Annotated in this window: 5 protein-coding genes; all 5 read left to right on the forward strand. The window is 74.8% G+C overall.

From position 1 onward, the window contains the following. Nucleotides 1-95: 95 nt before the first annotated feature. Nucleotides 96-941 (forward strand): LytR/AlgR family response regulator transcription factor, encoded by an 846-nt coding sequence (locus S1361_RS33940; protein WP_208035694.1) that lies wholly within the window; start codon nucleotides 96-98, stop codon nucleotides 939-941. 899 nt (nucleotides 942-1,840) lie between these two features. Further along, entirely contained in the window at nucleotides 1,841-3,085 is a 1,245-nt protein-coding gene (locus S1361_RS33945) for a helix-turn-helix transcriptional regulator (RefSeq protein WP_208035695.1), read from the forward strand. Between the two features lie 225 nt (nucleotides 3,086-3,310). Next, nucleotides 3,311-3,946: an FMN-dependent NADH-azoreductase gene (locus S1361_RS33950; RefSeq protein ID WP_208035696.1), complete on the forward strand. Its 636-nt coding sequence runs from the start codon at nucleotides 3,311-3,313 to the stop codon at nucleotides 3,944-3,946. Nucleotides 3,947-4,040: 94 nt separating this feature from the next. After that, nucleotides 4,041-5,234 carry a cytochrome P450 gene (locus tag S1361_RS33955; protein ID WP_208035697.1) on the forward strand — a complete coding sequence of 398 codons (1,194 nt, stop codon included), beginning with the start codon at nucleotides 4,041-4,043 and terminating at the stop codon, nucleotides 5,232-5,234. Between the two features lie 384 nt (nucleotides 5,235-5,618). Beyond that, complete coding sequence (locus tag S1361_RS39545; protein WP_243769394.1) at nucleotides 5,619-22,430, forward strand: type I polyketide synthase; 16,812 nt, start codon at nucleotides 5,619-5,621, stop codon at nucleotides 22,428-22,430. The last annotated feature ends 17 nt before the right edge of the window (nucleotides 22,431-22,447 follow it).

A 22,447-nucleotide genomic window follows, 5' to 3' on the forward strand; every position in this document is an offset into this window, starting at 1 on the left:
CACGGCACGGACACACCGTCGTCCGTGATCTCGACGCCGCCCGGCCGACGGGACCACCATGGGGGAGCGGCCGAGGACGGAGGGAGCTGCCGGACATGAGGGTGACCGACGTGCCCTTGCGCGTCTTGGCCGTGGACGACGAGGAACCCGCGCTCGCGGAACTGCTGTACCTGCTGGGGGAGGACCCCCGGGTCGGCACCGTCGTCCCCGCCCTCACGGCCGGCGAGGCGCTGCGGCGGCTGGGTGGAGCCACGACGGGCGGCTCCGAGCGCTCGGGTGGCTCGGTCGGCGTGCACGGCGAGGAGGGTGCGGAGGGCTTCGACGTCGTCTTCCTCGACATCGACATGCCCGGCCTGAGCGGTCTGGAACTGGCCCGGCTGCTGGGCGGCTTCCCCGCCCCGCCGCTGATCGTCTTCGTCACCGCCTACGAGGACTTCGCCGTGCGCGCCTTCGATCTCAAGGCCGTGGACTACCTGCTCAAGCCCCTCCGCAAAGAACGCTTCGCCGAGGCGGTACGGCGGGTCGCCGAGCTGGTCGGGGCCGGACAGGGGCCCCGCCCCGCCGCCCCCGTGGCGCCCGGGCCCGCGGCGCCCGCCCTCGGTGACCAGGTGCCCGTGGAGCTGGGCGGGGTGACCCGGTTCGTGCCCCTCGCCGACATCACGTATGTCGAGGCGCAGGGCGACTACGCGCGGCTGCACACCGGCCGGGGCAGTCATCTGGTGCGGATCCCGCTGTCCACCCTTGAGGAGCAGTGGCGCTCGCGAGGCTTCGTCCGGATCCACCGCAGCCGGCTCGTCGCCCTCGGCCGGATCGAGGAACTCCGGGTGGAGGGCGGCAACCTGACCGTCCGGATCGGCGACCGGGTGCTCGCCGTGAGCCGGCGCAACGCCCGGGAACTGCGGGACCTGCTGGCGGGCCGCGCGGCGGGCCGGGTGCGCTGAGCCGGCCCGCGACGGCCCGCGACGGCCCGCGACGGCTCGCGTCGGCCGGGGGCGGCTATGGCGACCGAACCGGTGCCGCCCTTCGGCCACGGTGGCCGAACTCCGACCTGCCGTCACCGCGTGAACGGCCTTTGTTCTCCGTGGTGTTGGTCACGTTCAGGAGAGCGCTCGAAGGGGCAGGGCTAGTCCCCGGGACGCGCGGGGCGGCGAGCCGCCTTGCCGCGCGGGCAGGGATGGGACTTGTGTGGGGGAATGGTGAACGCGGGCCGTGGCCGCGCGCGCTCCGAGCCAGTCGTCGAGGAGCGTTAACGGCAGCGTCACAGCGATTCGTGGTACTTCACCGAATGAATACGTATCGTTGTGCGAAGGGATCGACGAGTAGGTGGCGGGAGTGCAATTTCTCGCCAGCCTTGTGACGTTCGTGCGCGACTGCGTTTCACCACACGTGTAGGCAACACGGACAACTGGTCACAGGCCAGGGGGGTTTAGTTGATGTCCTTCGACACATCGGGCTGTGACAGGCAGCGGCGGCTTCGGCGAGGCGGGGTCCGCAGATCGTTCGTTTCCGGAGTGCGGCCGGCCGGGCGCTGACGCACAAGCGGTGAGGTGCGCAATCGTGCCAGGGGGCAGATCACCACCGGCGTTCGGCAGCGGCCGGACCACATGCGCGACGGGGGATGACGGGAGCAGCGCATGCACGATTCCGGAAGAAACGATCGACGGGTCAGAGCGACACCCCACGAGTTCAGAACGCCACCCCGATAACACGTCAGAGGTTTGTAGTGCCCCCGCGATATTCAGTCATCACTGAGCAAACCCTTCTGGAATCGTCTTCCGAGCCAGGCCGTTCCGTCGCACAATCAGCACTCTTCTGGCTCGACGGACGGCTCGGCAAAAGCATGGAGTTAGCCGCCGCCGCGTCGGAACCGGCCGGGCCGGACCAGCCCGTCCGTGAGGCGCGGCTGGAGGCGCGCATCTGGTACGCCACGCTGCTGACGCGTGTCCGCGGTCTCCAGCCCGCCGAACGCCTCCTCACCGGCGAGGATCCCTGCGGGGAGCCCGGCGCGGAGCCCGTCGCCGACCGACCGCACCGCCCCGAGGCGCAGGCCGCGCTGCGGCTGTGCGAGGCGGAGATCCATCTCGCCGGGGGCAGACTGACCGAGGCGGCGACAGCGGCCGAGACCGGTCTCCGGCTGGCCGCCCAGGCCGGGAACCGCGGACTCCCCCCACGGGGGCACGTGGTCATGGCCGTGTGCTCCGTCCGCTCCCTGGACCTGACGACCGGTCTTCTCTACGCCAACCGGCTGCGGGACGCGGCGTTGCTCGGGCAGGAGAACCTCATGCCGGGACAGTGCGTCTGGGCCGCCGCCCAGGCCCTGGAGGCGCGCGACGGCATGGAGAGCGTGGCGCACCTGCTGAAGGGCATCGTCCACGACGAGGTGCTCACCCGCGACCTGCTGGTCTCCCAGCCGGCGGCGGCGCCCTGGCTGGTCCGGGCCGGCCAGCGCCTCGGTGACGCCGACCTCGCCGAGCGCACCGTCCGCACGATGAACCGGCTCGCCGTGATGAACCGCAGCTTCCGCAGCGTGCAGGCGGCCGCCGAGCACGCCACGGGGCTGTACGCCCGCGACGCCGACGCCCTGGAGGCCGCGTCGGAACGGCACCTGGACCCCTGGGCCCGCGCGTCCGCCCTGGAGGACGCGAGCCGGGTGCGTTCCGCCCGCGTCGCGGAACGCGACCGGGCGGTCGACCTGCTCCGGCGCGCGGCAGGCGCCTACCTGGGCGCCGGGTCGTCCCGGGACCTGGCGCGGGTGCAGAGCCGGCTGCGCGAACTCGACGACCACGGCGGCCGGCCCACCCGCAGCCGGACGAGGGTCAGCCAGCTCACCGACACCGAGTTCGCCGTGGCCGAACTGGTCAGCCAGGGGCTCACCAACGGCAGGGTGGGCAGCCAGCTCTACATCTCCCCGCACACGGTGGCGTTCCACCTGAAGAAGATCTTCCGCAAGCTCGACGTGACCTCCCGGGTGGAACTGGCCCGCTCCTGGAACCGGATCCTGGTGGAGGAACGCGACGACCATCCCCGCGAGTCCGGGCCCGACTTCCTGGTCCGCTCCGCCGTGGCCGCCCGGCAGGCCGGGTAGCCACCGGCCGGCGCGGGACCGTCAGCGCAGGTGACGGCTCCGCGCCGCCCCTACCACCCCCGCCCTACCAACCTGAGGGATGCCGCCGCGGCGGTCCCCCCACGTAGCCTCCAGCAAGGGAAGCACCGTTTCTCACCGTGTCGTGCCGTCCCGCCGGCGAGCGCCGGCCGGGTGGGACCGGGCGGGTTGCCGAAACAGCCGTACCGACTGGCCAGGAGTCATGCCATGACCCATCTTCTGCACATCGACGCGAGCATCCGCTCCGGCGAGTCCGTGACGCGGCAGCTCACCGCCGAGTTCGTCACCCAGTGGCGGCAGAACCACCCGGACGCCGGTTACACCTACCGCGACCTCGGTGCCGAACCGATTCCGCACATCACGCACGAGGTCCGGGAGTGGCTCTTCGACCCGACCGGCGACCTGCACGGCGTCAGCCCCGAGGAGCAGGCGCTCACCGAGGCACTGCACGCCGAGGTCCGCGAGGCGACCACGATCGTGCTGGGCATCCCGATGTACAACTACACGATCCCGTCGTCCATCAAGGCCTGGATCGACCGGCTGGTCACCCCGGCGCACATGCTGCCCCCGGGTGCCGAGTCCGGCGCGCTGAGCGGTAAGAACGTCGTCGTCGTCACCGCCCGCGGCGGTTCCTACGCCCCCGGCACCCCGCGCGAGGGCTGGGACTACCAGGAGCCCTACCTGCGGGCCGTGCTGAGCGCCATCGGCCTCGCCGACCATCTGAAGTTCGTGCACGCCGAGCTGACCTTCGCGGCGATCGTGCCCGCCATGGCCCAGCTGAAGCCGCTGGGCGAGAAGTCCCTCGCCGACGCCCGCGAGACCCTGCGCAAGCTGGCCGTCTGACCTACGGCACCACCATCGCGGGCGGGCGCACCCGGGCGCGGGTGCGGATTTCCGCGGACGGATACGTGCGCACACACTGTGGGGAAGGTGCTTCATGAGCGAGATGCTGTCCTTCGAAGACGTCTGGTCACGCACCCATCACTTCGACCCTCCCGCGATCTTCGACAAGCTGCGGGAGGAACGCCCGCTCGCGAGGATGGCCTACCCGGACGGTCACATCGGCTGGTTCGCCACCAGCCACGGGATCGTCCGGGAGGTCCTGAGCGATCCCCGTTTCAGCCACAGCCTGGAGATCGGGCACTTCCCCGTCACCAAGTACGGGGCCCCCGTACCGCAGTTCCCGGCGATGCCCGGCATGTTCATCCACATGGACCCGCCGGACCACACCCGGTTCCGCCGGATGCTGGCGCGGGAGTTCACCGTGCGGCGCATCGCCGAACTCGCCCCGCGGGTCGAGTCGGTGGCCGCCGAGCAGATCGAGGAGATGCGCGAACAGGGCGCACCCGCCGACCTGCTGACCACCTTCGCCAAGCCGCTCGTGCTGCGGGTCCTGTCCGACCTGGTCGGCCTGCCGTACGAGGAGCGCGAGCGGTACGCCGACGCGCCCGCCCTCACCCACGACCCGGACGGTGACGCCGAGGAGTCGATGGCGGTCTTCCAGCAGGTCGGCGCGCTCATCGGGGAGACCATCGCCCGCAAGCGCGAGCAGCCCGGCGACGACATCATCAGCCGGCTGCTGGCCGCCGGCGAACTCACCGACGAGGAACTCGGCAACATCGTGGCCCTGCTGCTGTTCGCGGGCTACGAGACCACCGAGAGCGCTCTCAGCGTCGGTGTCATGGCGCTGCTGCACCACCCCGAGCAACTCGCCGCCCTGCGCGCCGACCTGTCCCGCGTGGACGCGGCGGTGGAGGAGATCCTCCGCTATGTCACCGTCAACCAGTACGAGATCTTCCGCACCGCCCTGGAGGACGTCGAACTGGACGGCCGGCTGGTGAAGAAGGGGGAGACCGTCACGGTGTCCCTGCCGGCCGCCAACCGCGACCCGGCCAAGTACGGCTGCCCCGCCCACCTCGACCTGGACCGGGACACCGCCGGACACCTGGCGTTCGGCCACGGCATCCACCAGTGCGTCGGCCAGAACCTGGCCCGCCTCGAACTCCGCACCGGCCTGCGCGCCTTGCTGCAGGCCTTCCCCGACCTGCGGGCGGCCACGCCGGCCGAAGAAGTCCCGCTGCGCACCCGCGGATCCGTCTTCGGCCTGAAGAGCCTCCCGGTCACCTGGTGAGTCCTCGGCTCCGCTCGTGAGCGCCCCGGTGCTCTGACCGTACGTCCGCCCCTCCCGGCCACGGGCGGTACGGCGGCCCTCCGCGCGAGCCTGCGCGGGGCCCGCCGCCACCGCCTGCTCCGGCCCGCCCCGGACCGGCCCCCCGGCCGTCCGTGGCGGTGGGAACGGCCCCTCCGCCCGCCCCGGCGGCGGGACCGGCCGCTCCCGCCCTGTCCGGGCGCCTGACCGCCGCGCGCACCGCCGCGGCGGAGGGACGTCTGCCTCCGTCGTTCCGGACGACGGCCGGCTGTACAGCGTCGTACAGCCGTCCGCGCAGCGTCCGGAGACCACCCCCGACCTGCTGCTCCCGGTACCCGCTGCCGCCCTGTGGAAGGAGTCCGAGGCGTGCGTTCCGACCTGGTCACACCGCTTGCGGTCACGCTGCACGAGCACGCTCTCCGCATCCCGGAGAAGGTCGCCTTCGCCGACGGCCGGCGCGCGGTCACCTACGCCGGGCTGGAGGCGCGGACGCGGCGGCTCGCCGGGCATCTCGTCCGGCTCGGGCTGCGTCGCGGCGACCGGGTGGCGCTCTGCCTCGGCAACTCCGTCGCGATGGTGGAGGGGTACCTGGCGGTCGTGCGGGCCGGCGGGGTCGGCGTGCCGGTCAACCCGCGGTCCGCGGCCGCCGAACTGGAGTATCTGCTCGCCGACAGCGGGGCGCGGTTCGTGCTCGCCGAGGCGAGTAGTGCAGTGACGTTTCTTCAGGTGGTGTCGGACACCGCCCCGGACACCACCGTCGTGGTGGCCGGCACCACCGACGTGCCACCGGGCGCCCACGCCTACGACGACCTCGCGGCCACCGACCCCGGCACCCCCGCCCCCGACGACCTCGGCCTGGACGAGGTGGCCTGGATGTTCTACACATCCGGCACCACCGGGCGCCCCAAGGGCGTGCTGTCCACCCAGCGCAACTGCCTCTGGTCGGTCGCCGCCAGCTACGTCCCGATCCCGGACCTGCGCCGGGACGACCGGGTGCTGTGGCCGCTGCCGCTCTTCCACAGCCTGTCCCACATCGCCTGCGTGCTGTCCGTGACCTCCGTCGGCGCCACCGCCCGCCTCACGGACGGCAGTTCCGCCGACGACGTCCTCGACCTGCTGCGCACCGAGCGGGCCACCTTCCTCGCCGGCGTCCCCACCACCTACCACCACCTCGTCGCCACCGCCCGCCGCACCGGCCTGTCCCTGCCCCACCTGCGCATCGGACTCGTCGGCGGCGCTGTCACCGGCTCCGAACTGCGCCGCTCCTTCGAGGAGACCTTCGGTGTCCCGCTGGTCGACGCCTACGGCTCCACCGAGACCTGCGGCGCGATCACCATGAACCCGCCGGACGGCGCCCGCGTCGAGGGCTCCTGCGGACTGCCCGTGCCCGGCGTCGACGTCCGCATCGTCGACCCCGACACCGGGCACGACGTGCCCACCGGACAGGAGGGCGAGGTCTGGGTCAGTGGCCCCAACGTCATGGTGGGCTACCACAACAGTCCCGAGGCGACCCGCGCCGCCCTGCGCGACGGCTGGTTCCGCACCGGCGACCTGGCCCGCCGGGACGAGGCCGGCTACTTCACCGTCTGCGGCCGGCTGAAGGACCTGATCATCCGCGGTGGCGAGAACATCCACCCCGACGAGGTCGAGGCGGTCCTGCGTACCGCGCCCGGCGTCGCCGACGCCGGTGTGGCCGGGGCCGCCCACGACACCCTGGGCGAGGTGCCGGTCGCCTGGCTGGTTCCCGGACCGGACGGCCTCGACCTCACCGCCGTCCTCGCCCACTGCCGCGCCCGGCTCTCCGCCTACAAGATCCCCGAGCGGATCCACGAGGTCACCGCCGTCCCGCGCACCGCCTCCGGGAAGATCGTCCGCAGGCTGCTCGCCGCCCAGCCGTACTGGCCGCGCCACACGGCCGACGGCCACCACGACGCCCTGCTGACCCCCGCGTGGCTCCCCGCACCGGCCGGCACCGCCGACGCCACCCGGCCGGCCGTGTGCGCCGTCGCCGGCGAGGACACCGCCGGAATCGTCGCCGCGCTGCGCGCCGCCGGGGTCCCCGCAGAACTCCACCCCGACCTGGCGTCCGCGGCCGGTACGGCCCCCGGCCTCACCGTCCTGCCACCGCCGCCCGCCTGCGCCGACCCCCTCACCCCGGCCCGCCTCCTCACCGAGCACCTGACCGGCCAGGGCAACCCCGGACCGCTGGTGGTCCTCACCCGGCGCGCCACATCCGCCGGTGACACCGCGCCCGACCCCGTCGGCGCCGCGCTGTGGGCCGCCGTACGGTCCCTCCAGGCGGACGGACACCGGCAACTGACCGTCGTCGACCTCGACACCGGCGCCCCGGACCCGCGGACCCTGCTCGCCGCCGTCACCTCTGGCGAACCACAACTCGCGCTCCGAAGCGGCCAGTTGCTCGTCCCCCGGCTGCTGCGCACCCCCGTGGACGGCAGGCCCCGCCCGGCCGCCGCCCTCGCCGGCACCGGAACCGTCGTCGTCACCGGCACGGACACACCCGCCGGCGCCGCGCTCGCCCACCACCTCGCCGACGTCCACCGGGCCGCCCGCCTGCTCCTCGTCCACGCGCCCGGCACGACCGACCGCACCGACCCGGACGCCTGGCCCCCCGGCACCGACACCCGCAGCGTGGCCGCCGACTCCGGCCTGCCCGCCGCCCTGACGGACGGCCACCCGGTCGGCGCCGTGGTGCACACAGCCGACGACCCGGCACTGGCCCGCACCCTGGACGAACTCCTCGACAGCACCGGCGAGTTCATCACCGTCACCGACGGCTCCGCGACCCTGGGCGCCCCCGGCGACCCGGACCGGGCGGTGCGCGCCGCCCTCACCGAGGCGGTCACGCACGCCCGCCGGCAGCGGGGCCCGGCCGCCGCCACCCTGGCCTGGGCACCACACGGGGACCCGGACCGGCTCGCCGACCTGCTCGCCGCGTTCGACGTGCTCCTCGCCGGCCGGGCCCCGGCCCTCTTCGCCCCGCGCCCGGCCCCGCCCGACCCGTCCCGGCCGGTCCCCGCGCTCCTGCGCGCCCTGGCCGAACCGCCGGCCCCGCAGGCCCGCCCGGACGCCAACGTCACCGCCGCCCTGCGCGCACGCCTCGCCGACCTGGACGAACGAGCCCAACTGGCCCTCCTCGAACGACTGGTCGGCGCACAGGCCGCCACCGTCCTGCACGGCCCCGACGCGGCTCCCCTCCCGGCCGACCGCGCCTTCCGCGACCTGGGCCTGACCTCGGTCGCCGTCGTCGCCCTGCGCGACCGGCTGACCGAGCACACCGGGCTGCGCCTGCCCACCACCGTGACCTTCGACCACCCGACCCCGCGGGAGCTGGCCGCCCACCTGCGCGCCGCCGTCCTCGGCCTGGCCGACCCCGCGGCCGGCCCCGAACGCCCGGCCGCGGACACGGACCCGCAGGAACCCATCGCCATCGTCGGCATGGCCTGCCGACTCCCCGGCGGCGTCAACACCCCGGACGAACTCTGGCAGTTGCTGGCCGCGGGCCGGGACGCCGTTGCGGACTTCCCGACCGACCGGGGCTGGGACCTCGACGGCCTGTTCGACCCCGACCCGGAGAAGCCCGGCACCTCCTACGTCGACCAGGGCGGATTCCTCCCGGACGCCGGCCGGTTCGACGCCGGCTTCTTCGGCATCGCGCCACGCGAGGCGCTGGCCATGGACCCGCAGCAGCGACTGCTCCTCGAAACCTCCTGGGAGGCCCTGGAACGCGCGGGCATCGACCCCCACGCCCTGAAGGGCACGGACGTCGGCGTGTTCGCCGGAGTCATGGGCCAGGGCTACGGCTCCGGGGGGCAACTCCCGGCTGAACTCGAAGGCTTCGTCACCACCGGGACCGCATCCAGCGTGGCCTCCGGCCGCATCTCCTACGTCTTCGGCCTCGAAGGCCCCGCGGTGACCGTGGACACCGCCTGCTCCTCCTCCCTGGTCGCCATCCACCTCGCCGCCCAGGCCCTGCGGCGCGGCGAGTGCTCGATGGCCCTGGCCGGCGGCGCCACCGTGATGGCCACCCCGGGCACCTTCGTGGAGTTCTCCCGGCAGCGGGCGCTGGCCGCCGACGGCCGCTGCAAGTCGTACGCCGACGCCGCCGACGGCACCGGCTGGGCCGAGGGCGCGGGCGTGCTCGTGCTGGAGCGGCTGTCGGGGGCCCGGCGCAAGGGTCACCGGGTGCTGGCGGTGGTCCGCGGCAGCGCGGTCAACCAGGACGGCGCGTCCAACGGCCTGACCGCCCCGAGCGGCCCCGCCCAGCAGCGCGTCATCCGCAGGGCGCTGGCCGACGCCGGACTGGTCCCGGCCGACGTCGACGCGGTGGAGGGCCACGGCACCGGAACCACCCTCGGTGACCCGATCGAGGCGCAGGCCCTGCTCGCGACCTACGGCCAGGACCGCGAACGCCCGCTGTGGCTGGGCTCGTTGAAGTCCAACATCGGGCACACGCAGGCCGCCGCCGGTGTCGCCGGTGTCATCAAGATGGTCCAGGCGATGCGGTACGGCGTCCTGCCCGCCACCCTGCACGTCGACACCCCGTCCTCCCAGGTCGACTGGTCCGCCGGTGCCGTCGAACTGCTCACCGCGTCCCGGCAGTGGCCGGAGACGGGTCGACCGCGCCGGGCCGGCGTGTCCTCGTTCGGCGTGAGCGGCACCAACGCCCACGTGATCCTGGAGCAGGTACCCATGGAGCCGGTCGCCGCGCCGGAGCCGCGGGCCGGTGTGGTGCCGTTGGTGGTGTCGGCGGCGTCGCGGGGCTCGTTGTCCGCTCAGGCGGAGCGGCTGGCGGTGTTCGCCGGGGACACGGACGCATCGCCGGCGTGGATCGCGGGGGCGTTGGCTCGGCGGGCGGTGCTGTCGGAGCGTGCCGTGGTCGTCGCGGGGTCCCGGGAGGAGGCGGTGGCGGGGCTCGGGGCGTTGGCTCGGGGTGAGTCGGGTGCCGGGCTGGTGGCGGGTTCTGCGGGTGCGCCTGGGCGGACGGTGTTGGTGTTCCCGGGTCAGGGTTCGCAGTGGCTGGGGATGGGCCGGGAGTTGCTGGAGTCCTCGCCGGTGTTCGCGGAGCGGGTCGGGGAGTGTGCCCGGGCTCTGGAGCCGTGGGTGGACTGGGACTTGGTGGCTGTGCTGCGCGGGGACACTGATCTGCTTGCGCGGGTCGATGTGGTGCAGCCGGCGAGTTTCGCGGTGATGGTGGGCCTGGCCGCGGTGTGGGCGTCCGTGGGTGTCGTACCGGATGCGGTGGTCGGTCACTCGCAGGGCGAGATCGCCGCCGCCTGTGTGGCCGGTGCGTTGTCGCTGGAGGACGCGGCGCGGGTCGTGGCGGTGCGCAGTCAGGTGATCGCGGGTGGGTTGGCGGGCCGGGGTGGTATGGCGTCGGTGGCGCTGTCCGAGGCGGAGGCTGCCTCCCGGATCACCGCCTGGGACGGCCGGGTTGAGGTCGCAGCCGTCAACAGCCCTTCCTCGGTGGTGATCGCCGGTGACGCGGAGGCGTTGGACGAGGCGCTGGCCGCGCTGGAGGCGGACGGGGTGCGGGTGCGCCGGGTGGCGGTGGATTACGCCTCCCACACTCGCCACGTCGAGGCGATCGAGGGGACGCTGGCGGAGGCGTTCGCCGATGTCCGCAGTCAGGTGCCGGTGGTGCCGTTCTTCTCGACGGTGACCGGTGGGTGGGTGCGCGAGGCGGGTGTCCTGGACGGCGGCTACTGGTATCGCAACCTGCGCAGCCGGGTCCGCTTCGGCCCGGCGATCACCGCACTCCTCGCCGAGGGGCACTCGGTGTTCATCGAGTCCAGCGCCCATCCGGTCCTTGTGCAGCCGGTGAACGAGATCGTGGACGAGACGGGGTCGGAAGCCGTCGTCAGCGGCTCGCTGCGCCGTGAAGAGGGCGGTGTGCGGCGGCTGTTGACGTCGATGGCCGACGTCTTCGTCAAGGGGGTTCCCGTCGACTGGACCGGTGTGCTGCCCGAGGGTGCCGGCGATGTTCACCTGGACCTGCCGACGTATGCCTTCGACCACCGTCACTACTGGCTCAAGCCCGCCCCCGCGGCCGACGCCGCCGCCCTCGGGCAGGCGGGCGCCGACCACCCCCTGCTCGGTGCGGTCGTCGGGCGGCCCGACTCCGGCGGGTTCATGACGACCTCCCGGTGGTCCCTGCGGTCGCAGCCGTGGCTGGCCGAACACCTCGTCGGGGACGACGCGGTGCTGGTGCCGAACGCGGCCCTGGTGGAGCTGGCGGTCCGGCTCGGTGACGAGGCCGGCGCGCCGGTCGTGGAGGAACTCGTCGTCGACCGGCCGGTGGTGCTGCAGGTGCGCGGCGGCCGGGGAGTGCAGACCGTGGTCGGCGAGGCCGACGGCACCGGGCGGCGGACGGTCGAGGTGTACTCGCGCGCGGACGACTCCGCGCTGGACGACGCCTGGACGCGGCACGCCCACGGCACCCTCGCGCCCGCCCCGTCGTCCGCCGATGACCGGCCGGCCGACGGGCCCGGCGTCGAGGTGGCCCTCGGCGAGGCCGCCGGGGACGCCGACCGGTACGGCGTACACCCCACCCTCCTCGACGCGGCCGTGCGGACGGCGCTGCCCTCCGGGACCCTCGCGGTCACCTGGCGCGGGGTCAGCCTGCACGCGTCCGGCGCGAGTGCCGTCACCGTGCGGTCGGGGGGAGCAGAGGCAGAGGGAACCCGGCTCCGTCTGACCGACCCCGCCGGACGGCCCGTGCTCGCCGTCGACGCGGTGCTGTCCGCACCGTTCGACCCGGTGCGCGCCGGGCTCGCCGAGGCGCTCACCCACGACGCGCTGTTCCGGGTCGACTGGACGGAACTGCCGCTGCCGGCGGGTGACGGTACGCCGTCCGTCGTCACCGTACGGACCGCGCAGGACGTCACCGCCGGTGCGGCGGACGCCGACGCGCTGCTGTACGTCCTCGACCCCGCGGTGACCGAGCCGCGCACCGCGCTGGCCGCCGCGCTCGCCGTCCTCCAGGCGTGGCTGGCCGAACCCGCCCTGGAGCGGACCCGGCTGGTCGTCGTGGCCGGCGCGGACGACACGGACCTCGCCACGGCCGCCGTACGGGGGCTGTCGCGGTCCGCGCAGTCCGAGCACCCCGGCCGGATCCTGCTGGTCGAGTGCGCGGATCCGGGCGAGGGGCAGGATGCCGAAGCGGTGGTCCGGGCCGCGCTGCCCGGCCTGCTCGCCTGCGGTGAACCGGTGGTACGCGTCGGGGCCGCGGGCGCCGAGGTGCCCCGGCTGGTCCGGGCCGGGACACCGGCGGGGGAGAGCGGTACCGCGCGGCCGGGCCCGCTGCTCGATCCGGACGGGACCGTGCTGATCACCGGAGGCACCGGCACGCTCGGTGCGCTCACCGCCCGGCACCTGGTCACCGAGCACGGTGTCCGCCGTCTGCTCCTGCTCAGCCGGCAGGGCCCCGCGGCGGACGGCGCGGCCACGCTGACCGAAAACCTGACCACGCTGGGCGCCACCGTCACGGTCGTCGCCTGCGACACCGCCGACCGCGACCAGCTGACGGCCGTCCTGGACGCCGTACCCGCCGACCACCCGCTGACCGCCGTCCTGCACACGGCCGGTGTCCTGGACGACGGCGTGGTCACCGCGCTCACCCCGGACCGCGTCGACGCCGTCCTGCGGCCCAAGCTGGACGCGGCCCTGCTGCTGGACGAGCTGACCCGGGACCGCGACCTCGCCGCGTTCGTCCTGTTCTCCTCGGCCGCGAACGTCTTCGGCAACCCCGGCCAGGCCAACTACGCCGCCGCCAACGCCGCCTTGGACGCGCTCGCCCGGCAGCGCCGCGCACAGGGGCTGCCCGGGACCTCGCTGGCCTGGGGCTACTGGGAGCGGGCCAGCGGGATGACCCGGCACCTGGGCGCCGCGGACCTGCACCGCAACCGGCGGCTCGGCATGGCCGCGCTGTCGGAGGCCGAGGGCATGGCGCTGCTGGACCTCGCCCTGCGCCCCGGCACCGCACTGCCCGCCGCCCTGGTGGCGGCCAAGCTGGACCTGCCCGCGCTGCGCGCGGCGGCCCGTACCGCGCCCGTGGCCCCGCTGCTGCGGGGCCTGGCGCCCGCGCCGCGCTCGGTGGCCCGCGCCGCCGGCACCGCGGACCAGGGCAGCCTGCGCGACCGTGTGACCGCGCTGGACCCGTCGGCCCGGTTGGCCCTGCTGCTGGACCTGGTCCGGCGCAACGCCGCCGACGTGCTCGGGCACGGCACCGCCGACGCCGTCCGCGCCGACCGGGCCTTCAAGGACGCCGGGTTCGACTCGCTGACCGCGGTGGAACTGCGCAACCGCCTGGCGGCCGCCACCGGTCTCACGCTGCCCTCGGCCGTCGTCTTCGACTACCCGAAGCCGACCGCGCTCGCCGAGCATCTGAGGGCCCGGCTGGTCGGCGACACCGCCACCGCGTCCACCACCCACGCACCCGCCCCGGGGCCCGCCTCGGCCGACGAGCCGATCGCGATCGTCGCGATGGCCTGCCGCTTCCCCGCCGGGGTGCACAGCCCCGAGGACCTGTGGCGGGTCGTGGCCGACGGGGTCGACGCCGTCACCGAGTTCCCCGACGACCGCGGCTGGGACATCGACCGGCTCTACGACGCCGATCCCGACAAGGCCGGCACGACCTACGTGCGGCACGGCGCGTTCCTCGACGACGCGCCCGGCTTCGACGCCGCCTTCTTCGGCATCTCCCCGAACGAGGCCCTCGCCATGGACCCGCAGCAGCGGCTGCTCCTGGAGACGTCCTGGGAGGCGTTCGAACGCGCCGCGATCGACCCCACCGGGCTGGGTGGCCGGGACATCGGCGTCTTCGTCGGCGTCAACAGCCACGACTACACGGTACGGATGCACCACGCGAGCGATGCCGAGGGATTCCGCCTCACCGGCGGCTCCGGCAGCGTCGTGTCGGGCCGCGTCGCCTACCACTTCGGCTTCGAGGGCCCTGCCGTCACCATCGACACCGCCTGCTCCTCCTCCCTGGTCGCCCTGCACCTGGCAGCACAGGCTCTGCGCAACGGGGAGTGCTCCATGGCGCTCGCCGGCGGTGTGATGGTGATGGGCAACGTGGAGACGTTCGTCGAGTTCTCCCGGCAGCGCGGCCTGGCTCCCGACGGCCGCTGCAAGGCGTTCGCGGACGGCGCGGACGGCACCGGCTGGTCCGAGGGCGTGGGCGTGCTGCTGGTCGAGCGGCTCTCGGAGGCCGAGCGGCAGGGGCACCAGGTGCTCGCCGTGATCCGGGGCAGCGCGGTCAACCAGGACGGCGCGTCCAACGGCCTGACCGCCCCGAACGGGCCCTCGCAGCAGCGCGTCATCCGCAAGGCGCTCGCCAACGCCGGGCTGGCACCGACGGACGTGGACGCCGTGGAGGCGCACGGTACGGGCACCGTCCTCGGCGACCCGATCGAGGCGCAGGCCCTGCTCGCCACCTACGGCCAGGACCGCGAACAGCCCCTGTGGATCGGGTCGGTGAAGTCCAACCTCGGGCACACCCAGGCCGCGGCCGGCGTGGCCGGCGTCATCAAGATGGTCATGGCGATGCGGCACGGCCGGCTGCCCCGCACCCTGCACGTCGACCGGCCCTCCACCCACGTCGACTGGTCGGCGGGCGCGGTCGAGGTGCTCACCGAGGCACGCGACTGGCCCGGGACCGGCCGCCCGCGCCGGGCCGGCGTCTCCGCCTTCGGCATCGGCGGCACCAACGCCCACCTCGTCCTGGAACAGGCCCCCGAGGCCGTGGCGACGGACAGCGCCGGCCCGGCCGCCGACGACGGCACCTCCCCCCTCCTCTTCCCCCTCTCCGCCCGGACCGCCGCCGGTCTGCGCGGACAGGCCGCCCGGCTCGCGGACTGGGTGACGGACCGCACCGGCACTCCGCTCGGGGCCACGGCGTACGCGCTCGGCACCGCCCGCGCCCACCTCGACCACCGCGCGGTCGTCCTGGCCGCCGACCGGGAACGGCTCACCGACGCCCTGCGCGCGCTCGCCGTGGGCACCGCCGGCGCGGACACCGTCACCGGCGGCCCGGCCGACGGAAAACTCGCCTTCCTGTTCACCGGGCAGGGCAGCCAGTGGCCCGGCATGGGCCGCGAACTCGCCGCCTCGCACCCGGTGTTCCGCGAGGCGTTCGACGCCGCCTGCGCCGCCGTGGAACGGCACCTGGACGGCCTCGAACACCGCCTGAAGGACGTGGTGTTCGCCGAGCCCGGCACCGCACCGGCCGCTCTGCTCGACCAGACCCTCTACACCCAGGCCGCCCTGTTCGCCCTGGAGACCGCGCTGTTCCGGCTGTTCGCCTCCTGGGGCGTACGGCCCGGCCTGCTCGCCGGCCACTCGGTGGGCGAGATCGCCGCCGCGCACGCCGCGGGCATCCTGGACCTCGCGGACGCCGGCGAACTGGTCGCCGCCCGGGGCCGGTTGATGCAGGCCCTGCCCGAGGGCGGCGCGATGATCGCCGTCGAGGCGGCCGAGGCCGAGGTGGCGCCGCTGCTCGCCGGCACTCCGGGGGTCGTCGGGATCGCGGCGGTCAACGGGCCGCGGGCCCTGGTCCTGTCCGGCGCCGAGGACGCCGTCGTCGCCGTCGCCGGGCGCCTCGCCCGGGACGGCCACCGGACCCGCCGGCTGTCCGTCAGCCACGCCTTCCACTCCGCGCTGATGGAGCCGATGCTCGACGAACTGCGTACCGTGGCCGGCCGGCTGCGCTACCGGCCGGGCACCACACCCGTCGTCTCCACCCTCACCGGGGAACTCGCCGACGAGGGGCTGCTCGCCACCCCCGAGTACTGGGTGGACCAGGCCCGGCACGCCGTGCGGTTCGCCGACGCCGTCACCACCCTGCGCGAGCAGGGCGCCCTCACCCACCTCGAACTCGGCCCCGGCGGCGTCCTGAGCGCCATGGTCCTCGGCACGCTCGGCCCGGACACCCGCGGCTGTGTCACCACCCTGCGTCGCGACACCGCCGAGGACACCGCCGTGCGCACCGCGCTCGCCGAACTGCACGTGCGCGGGGTCCCGGTCGACTGGACCGCCGTCCTCGGCCGCCCCGGCCCGGCCGTCGGCCCCGAACTGCCCACCTACGCCTTCCAGCACCAGCGGTACTGGGTGGACGGCGGCACCGCCACCGACGCCGAGGCGCTCGGCGCCCGGTCCGCCGGCCATCCGCTGCTGGGCGGCGTCGTGGAGGTCCCCGGCGAGCACGGCGGCACCGGCGTCGTCCTCACCGGCCGGTTGTCCGGGCGCGGCCCCGGCCTGCTCCCCGGCACCGAGGGCGCCCTTCCGGCCGGTGTCCTGCTGGAACTGCTGGTCCGAGCCGGTGACGAGGCCGGCGGCGGGACGGTCGAGCGGATCACCGTCGACGCGCCCCTCGTCGCCCCCGCGCACGGCGACCTCCAGCTCCGCGTCTTCGCGGACGCGCCCGGCCCCGACGGGACACGCGCCGTCACCGTGCACAGCCGGCCGGCCGGACAGGAGGGGGAACCGTGGCTCCGGCACGCCCGCGCCGCCCTGGTGCCCGGCGTCCCGCGGCACGCCGTCGACCTGCGCACCTGGCCGGACCAGCCTGCGGAAACCGGTGCCCGGGACGGGGTGCGCGGCCTGTGGCGGCAGGACGGCCGGATCCTCGCCGACCTCGCCCTGCCCGCCGAACTGACCGACCAGGCGGGGGAGTTCACCCTCCACCCGGTGCTCCTCGACACCGCCCTGCGGATCGCGGCCGAGGCCTCGGACGGTGCCTCCCTGACCGAGTGCGCCACCCTCGCCGTGTACGCGGTGGGCGCCACCGAGCTGCGGGCGAGCGTCACCCCGGCCGCCGACGGCCGGCACCTGGTGGAGCTGGCCGACCCCGACGGCCGGCCCGTGGCCCTGCTCGGCCCGGTGACGTTCGCCGCCGGTGAGCATGCCCTCGCCGAAGGCGCTCCCACCGCGACCACCCCCGGCTCCGCCCCCGCCCGCCGCGTCATCCGCCGGGAACCGGCCGCCGACGGCAACGAACTGGCGGCCCGGCTGGCCGGCCTCGCCGACGCCGAACAGCGCCGGATCCTGCTGGACCTGGTCCGGGAGAGCGCCGCGGTCGTCCTCGGCCACCGGGACACCGACGGCTTCGACGAGGCCCAGCCGTTCAAGAACCTCGGCTTCGACTCGCTCACCGCCGTCAAACTCCGCAACCGGCTGCACGACTTCACCGGCGTCAGCCTGCCCAGCAGCCTGGTCTTCGACCATCCCACCCCGGCGCTGCTCGCCGACCACCTGCGCGGCGAACTCCTCGGCACCCGCCGTCGGACGCCCGCACCCGTCCGGCGCGGCACGGCGGACCCCGACGAGCCGATCGCCGTCATCGCCATGAGCAGCAGGCTGCCCGGCGGCGTCAACAGCCCCGAGGACCTCTGGCAGCTCGTGATGGACCGGCGTGACGCCATCTCCGGGTTCCCCACCGACCGCGACTGGGACCTCGACCGGCTCTACCACCCCGACCCGGCCCACCCCGGCACCAGCTACACCCGGGCGGGCGGCTTCCTGCACGACGCCGCCCGGTTCGACGCCCAGCTGTTCGGCATCTCGCCGCGCGAGGCCCTCGCCATGGACCCGCAGCAGCGGCTGCTGCTGGAGACCTCCTGGGAGGCCATGGAACGGGCCGGCATCGACCCGCTGTCCACCCGCGGCCAGGACGTCGGCGTGTTCACCGGCATCGTCCACCACGACTACGTGACCCGGCTGCGCCAGGTCCCCGAGGACGTGCAGGGCTACACCATGACCGGTACGGCCGCCAGCGTGGCCTCGGGCCGGGTGTCGTACGTCTTCGGCTTCGAGGGCCCCGCCGTGACCGTGGACACCGCCTGCTCGTCCTCCCTGGTCGCCATGCACCTCGCGGCCCAGGCGCTGCTCGGCGGCGAGTGCTCCCTCGCGCTCGCCGGCGGCGCCACCGTCATGGCCACCCCGGACGCCTTCCTGGAGTTCTCCCGGCAGCGCGGCCTGTCCGCCGACGGCCGCTGCAAGGCGTACTCCTCCACCGCCGACGGCACCGGCTGGGCCGAGGGCGTCGGCGTCGTCCTGCTGGAGCGGCTGTCCGAGGCACGGCGCAACGGCCACCGGGTGCTGGCGGTGCTGCGCGGCAGCGCGGTCAACCAGGACGGCGCCTCCAACGGCCTGACCGCCCCCAACGGCCCGTCCCAGCAGCGGGTGATCCGCAGCGCGCTGGCCTCCGCCGGACTGCGACCGGTCGACGTGGACGTGGTGGAGGGCCACGGTACCGGCACCGTCCTCGGCGACCCGATCGAGATTCAGGCGCTGCTGGCGACCTACGGCCAGGACCGCGAGGAGCCGCTGTGGCTGGGCTCGGTGAAGTCGAACATCGGGCACACCCAGGCCGCCGCCGGGGTCGCCGGTGTGATCAAGATGGTGGAGGCGATGCGGCACGGCGTCCTGCCGCCCACCCTGAACGTCGCCGAGCCCACCCCGCAGGCCGACTGGTCCGCGGGCGCCGTCGAACTGCTCACCGAGGCGCGGGAGTGGCCCCGCGCCGGCCGGCCGCGCCGGGCCGCCGTCTCCTCGTTCGGCGCGAGCGGCACCAACGCGCACGTCATCCTGGAGGAGGCGCCCGACACCGGAGCGGTGGCCCGGCCGACGGGTCCCGCCGGCGTCGTACCGCTGGTGGTGTCCGCCCGGAGCACGGCCGCTCTCGCCGCGCAGGCCGGGCGCCTGGCCGCCTTCGCCGCCGCTGCGGAAGCCGCTCCCGCCGAGGTCGCGGGCGCGCTCGTCGCCCGGCGGGCGCTGCTGTCCGAGCGGGCCGTGGTCGTCGCCGGATCCCGCGAGGAGGCACGGACCGGGCTGGGCGCGCTGGCCCGGGGCGAGAGCAGCCCGCTGCTCGTGACCGGAACCGTCGCCGGTTCCGGGGGTCCCGGCAAGACCGTGCTCGTCTTCCCCGGCCAGGGGTCGCAGTGGCCCGGCATGGGCCGCGAACTGCTGGACACCTCACCGGTGTTCGCCGAGCGGATCGCCGAGTGCGCCCGCGCCCTGGAACCCTGGACGGACTGGGACCTGAAGGCCGTGCTGCGCGGTGACGTCGACCTGCTGGACCGGGTGGACGTCGTCCAGCCGGCGAGCTTCGCCGTGAACGTCGCGCTGGCCGCCGTATGGGCGTCCGTGGGTGTGGTGCCGGACGCGGTGGTCGGTCACTCGCAGGGCGAGATCGCGGCTGCGTGTGTGGCCGGTGCGCTGTCGCTGCAGGACGCGGCGCGGATCGTCGCGGTGCGCAGTCAGGTGATCGCCGGGGAGCTGGCGGGCCGGGGCGGCATGGCCTCCGTGGCGCTCCCCGAGGCCGCGGCGGCCGAACGCATCGCCCGATGGGACGGCCGCGTCGAGGTGGCCGCCGTCAACGGGCCGTCCTCCGTCGTGGTCGCCGGTGACGCCGAGGCGCTGGACGAGGCGCTCGCCGCGCTGGAGGCCGACGGCGTACGCGTGCGCCGCGTCGCGGTGGACTACGCCTCCCACACCCGCCATGTCGAGGCGATCGAAGGGGCCTTGGGCAAGGCGTTCGCCGACATCCGCAGCGAGGCTCCCGTGGTGCCGTTCCTCTCCACGGTCACCGGAGCGTGGGTGCGCGAGGAAGGCGTGCTCGACGGCGACTACTGGTACCGCAACCTGCGCAGCCGGGTCCGCTTCGGCCCGGCGATCGCCGCCCTGCTCGCCGAGGGTCACACGGTGTTCGTCGAGTCCAGTGCCCACCCCGTCCTCGTCCAGCCCGTGAACGAGATCTTCGACCAGGCCGCGGACGACAACGTCCGGCTCCGTGCCGTCGCCGCCGGTTCGCTGCGGCGCGAGGAGGGCGGACCGCGGCGGCTGCTCGCGTCGATGGCCGAGCTGTTCGTCAAGGGCGTGGCCGTCGACTGGACGGGCGTGCTGCCCGCCGAGGCCCACGACGCCCCCGTTGACCTGCCGACGTACGCCTTCGACCGGCAGCACTACTGGCTGCGGGAGGCGGAGACCGGCACGGACGCCGCACCCGCCGCCGAGGGCGCAGAGAACGACTTCTGGACCGCCGTCGAACAGACCGACGCCGACTCCCTCGCCCGGCTGCTCGACCTGGCCGCGGCCGACCAGCGCGAGGCGCTGCGCACGGTCGTCCCCGTGCTGGCCGACTGGCGCGGCCGGCGGCGCGAACGGTCGGCGGCCGAGAAGCTGCGCTACCACGTCACCTGGCGGCCCCTCGACCAGGAGGGCAGCGGTGTTCCCGGCGGCACCTGGCTGGCCGTCGTACCGGCCGAGCGGCCGGCGGACTCGCCGCCGGACGCACTGCTGCGGGAACTCACCGCACAGGGACTCGACCTGATCCTGCTGGAGGTCGCGGCGGCCGACACCGGCCGCGCCCGGCTCGGCGAGCGCCTGCCGGCCGTCCTCGCCGAACACGACGTGACCGGAGTGCTGTCGCTGCTCGCGCTCGACCCGGGCGGCGAGGACGGCCCGCAGGACCCCCTCCCGCTCACCGCGGCCACCCTCGCACTGGTGCAGGCGCTGGGCGACGCCGGGGCCGCACAGCCGTTGTGGTGCCTGACCCGGGGCGCCGTCAGCACCGGCATCCAGGACACCGTCACCGCACCGGCTCAGGCCGCCGTCTGGGGCCTCGGCCGGGCCGCCGCACTGGAACGCGGCGACCGCTGGGGCGGCCTGATCGACCTGCCCGCCACCCTCGACAGCCGCGCCGTACGCCATCTGCTCGGCGCACTCGACCACCCGGGCGACGACGACCAGCTGGCCGTGCGCCGGTCCGGTGTGCACACCCGCAGGCTGCTGCGCAAGGCCGCCCCCGACCCGGCCGCCGGCACCTCCTGGCAGCCCACCGGCACGGTCCTGGTGACCGGCGGCGCCGAGGGCCTCGGCCGGCACGCCTCCCTGTGGCTCGCCCGGTCCGGTGCCCGGCGGCTCCTCGTCACCACCACGGCCGGCGCACCCGAGGGCGCCCTCGCCTCACTCTCCGCGGACATCGCCGCGCTCGGCACCGGCACCACCGTCGAGGCGTGCGCCGACACCGACCGGACCGCACTCGAACGCCTCCTCGACTCACCCCCCGGCGACCAGCCGCTGACCGCCGTCGTGCACACCGCCGACATCGCCCGGACCAGCTCCGTGGACGACACCGGCGTACCCGAACTCACCGAGGTGTTCGCCGCCAAGGTCGACACCGCCCGCCGGCTCGCCGAACGGTTCGCCGACACCCCCCTCGACGCCTTCGTGGTGTTCTCCTCCATCGCCGGCATCTGGGGCGGTGGCGGGCAGGGCCCGTCCGGCGCGGCCAACGCCGTCCTCGACGCCCTCGTGGAGTGGCGCCGCGGCCACGGCCATGCGGCCACCGCGATCGCCTGGGGCGCCCTGGACGAGATCGGTGTCGGCATGGACGAGGACACCCTCACCCAGCTGCGTCGGCGCGGCGTGCTGCCCATGGCCCCGCACATCGCCGTCACCGCCTTCGAACAGGCCGTCCAGGCCCAGGAGAAGGCCGTCACGGTGGTCGACATGGACTGGGACGCCTTCATCCCGGCGTTCACCTCGGTGCGGCCCGGCCCGCTCTTCGCCGACCTGCCCGAAGCGCAGGCCGCACTGCGGGCCACCCAGCCGGACACCGAGAACGGCGACACCACCGCCGGCCTCGTGGACTCCCTGCGCGACGTCCCCGAGGCCGAGCAGAACCGCATCCTGCTCCGGCTGGTGTGCGGACACGCCGCCACGGTCCTCGGCCACAGCGGCGCCGAGAGCATCGGGGCGCTCCAGGCCTTCCAGGAGGTCGGCTTCGACTCGCTCGCCGCCGTCAACCTGCGCAACAGCCTGCACGTGGCGACCGGCCTGCGGCTGCCCGCCACCCTCATCTTCGACTACCCCACGCCGGACGCCCTCGTCGGCTACCTGCGCTCCGAGCTCCTGCGGGACGCGGACGACGGGCTCGACGGGCGGGAGGACGACCTCAGGCGAGCCCTCGCCACCGTCCCCCTCGCCCGGTTCAGGGACGCCGGCGTCCTGGACACCCTGCTCGGCCTCGTGGACACCGAGGACGCCCCGGCGTCCGGAGCGCCCGAAGCGGCGGCCCCGGCCGAGGACGACGAGACCCTGATCGACGCCATGGACGTTGCCGATCTCGTGCAGCGTGCTCTGGGCAGGACGAGCTGACCCCATGACAGCGGACG

Origin of the sequence: Streptomyces cyanogenus, assembly GCF_017526105.1 — a bacterium.
GTDB lineage: Bacteria > Actinomycetota > Actinomycetes > Streptomycetales > Streptomycetaceae > Streptomyces > Streptomyces cyanogenus.